Annotated in this window: 4 protein-coding genes; 1 reads left to right on the top strand and 3 read right to left on the bottom strand. The window is 57.9% G+C overall.

What is annotated here, in order from left to right; all coding sequences use genetic code 11:
* Positions 1-72 precede the first annotated feature (72 nt).
* From NWQ23_RS14400 to NWQ23_RS14390, 3 genes are all read right to left on the bottom strand, one after another.
* Positions 73-390, bottom strand: a complete 318-nt coding sequence (locus NWQ23_RS14400) for a type II toxin-antitoxin system RelE/ParE family toxin (protein WP_132831508.1) — start codon at positions 388-390, stop codon at positions 73-75.
* 4 nt (positions 391-394) lie between these two features.
* Positions 395-649 (bottom strand): addiction module antitoxin, encoded by a 255-nt coding sequence (locus NWQ23_RS14395; RefSeq protein WP_009502501.1) that lies wholly within the window; start codon positions 647-649, stop codon positions 395-397.
* A gap of 99 nt (positions 650-748) precedes the next feature.
* Entirely contained in the window at positions 749-1,054 is a 306-nt protein-coding gene (locus NWQ23_RS14390) for a hypothetical protein (RefSeq protein ID WP_005619856.1), read from the bottom strand.
* 328 nt (positions 1,055-1,382) lie between these two features.
* On the opposite strand from NWQ23_RS14390, the gene NWQ23_RS14385 reads away from it, so the two are divergent.
* The coding region (locus tag NWQ23_RS14385) for a recombinase family protein (protein WP_306167081.1) at positions 1,383-2,176 on the top strand (794 nt) is incomplete at its 3' end.

Here is a 2,176-nt window from a genome sequence, read left to right as displayed (position 1 = left end):
TTACCGCTGGACCGTGCAAACATTGACGATTCCACGCTGCGCAAATCTGATGCGCCGTGAAAAGGCGTCCGATCAGCCGAGCCCAAAGTCATCCCGGAAGCGGTCGATCTGATGCATGCGCTCATGCAGGATGGTCACGATCCCGATGTCGCCATTCGATAGATGACGCCAGTAGACGAAATGACGCTCGTATCGAAAGAAGAACCCTTCAACACCAAACTCGGCTGGGATCGGTTTCGACGCGACACCGTGTGCTGCGATCTTGTCGAAGGCGGCGAACAGGCCGGTGATGTATTTCTCGGCCTGATCATCTCCCCACCTGTCACGGGTGTAGCGGTAGATGTCATCGAGGCGGTGGGACGCCCCTTCCTGGATTCGAATGGCGGGCATCGGATCAGGCCCTGTTCCGCGCAATCACCTCGGCTGCCGTCAGCGGCTGATACGTCTCCTCGGGCGCTGCGAACGCGTGGGTCAGCTCGCCCTTCAGCCGGTTGAAGGCTTCCTGCTCCGCCCTCTCCTTGTCACGCCGGATCAGGTCACGGATGTACTCGCTGACGTTCTCATAGGACCCGTCATCGCCTACATTGGCCGACACGAAGTCACTCAGTGCTCCACCAAGGCGGACGGTCATCGTGGTCGTTCGGGACATGGCACGGCACCTCTCATCTCGCCTGTATTCAATATAACCAAAAACGCACACAAAACAAGAGTGAGCTGCACCCTGCTCCTGCCGATCATCGTTCGCCCCTCAATCGTCTGCCTCCTCGACAATGTGGCGGCCCGCAAGTGCAAGAACAACATAGAGCACAGCATCCGAATGCCGCGCGAGGGCGATCAGATGGTCGCCGCTCGGCCCCCGCTCGCCCGAGAACCAGTACTTCACGGTGCGTTCGCTGGCACCCGTCCAGCGCATGGCCATTTTGATTGCCCTGTGTGTGTCGTCCAACTCTTCGTGCAGAGCCATCGCTATGGCGGTTCGATAATCGGTTGGTTCTTCGACCAGGTGCACAAATGTGCCCATTTTCGGCACAACTGTGCCCATCTTCACGCGCATTTTCACGTCCTTCTTCGTTAAACAATTGAAGAACCATGAAAACGGCGGGAGTCGATTTTGTCCGTTGCGGGTCATTGGACCGCGCTTGACGGACACTACTGATTTTAGGAGCGCAGTAATGAATTGGAATTTGAAAAATGACTGCCGGGCAAACGGAAAGACCTTGCCCGTTTCAGGAAACGACTTTCCAGACGCGCTTGTGTCAGATGGAAAAATAGAAACCAAACAAGGCTGAAAAGGAAAACCCGATTTGAATAACGGTCGATACAACAGCGAGGACAAAGGCGACGAGGCCGGACTGGATATCCCAGCCGTCGCCTATGTGCGGATGTCGACCGATCACCAGAAGTACTCGACTGAGAACCAACTCGACATCATTCGGGATTACGCCACCGCCCGGGGCCTGCAGATCCTGCGCGTCTTCGAGGACTCCGGTCGGTCCGGGTTGCGGTTGGACGGCCGCGAGGCGCTGCAGAACCTGATGGCCGAGGTCCGAACCGGCCAAGCGGATTTCAAGGCCATTCTGGTCTATGACGTCAGCCGCTGGGGCCGGTTTCAGGATGCTGATGAAGGGGCCTACCACGAGCATGTCTGCTCTCGTGCCGGGATCCGGGTCCACTATTGCGGCGAGCAGTTCGAAAACGACGGCAGCATCGGCTCCAACCTTCTGAAAACCGTCAAGCGGGTGATGGCGGGCGAATACAGCCGCGAGCTTTCGGTAAAGGTTTTCGCGGGGCAATGCCGCTTGGTAGTGCTTGGATACCGCCAAGGCGGTGCGGCTGGATACGGGTTGCGCCGGGTACTGATCGACGAACACGGCAACCCGAAGGGTGCCTTGTCCCGCGGCCAACAGAAGAGTTTTCAGACCGACCGTGTCGTTCTCGTTCCGGGCCCTGAGCAGGAACAGGATGTCGTGCGCCGCATGTACCGAATGTTCGTCGAGGATGGCCGCTCGGAGCGTGAGATTGCGGAAACCCTGAATGCCGAGGGGCATCTGACGGATCTTGAGCGGCCATGGTCCCGGGCATCGGTGCACCAGGTCCTGACCAACGAAAAATACATCGGCAACAACGTCTACAACAAGGTGTCCTTCAAGCTGAAGCACAAGCGAGTGGTGAACCC

Source organism: Yoonia sp., from assembly GCF_030731595.1.
Lineage (GTDB): Bacteria > Pseudomonadota > Alphaproteobacteria > Rhodobacterales > Rhodobacteraceae > Yoonia.
This window is presented reverse-complemented; position numbering and strand designations above follow the sequence as displayed.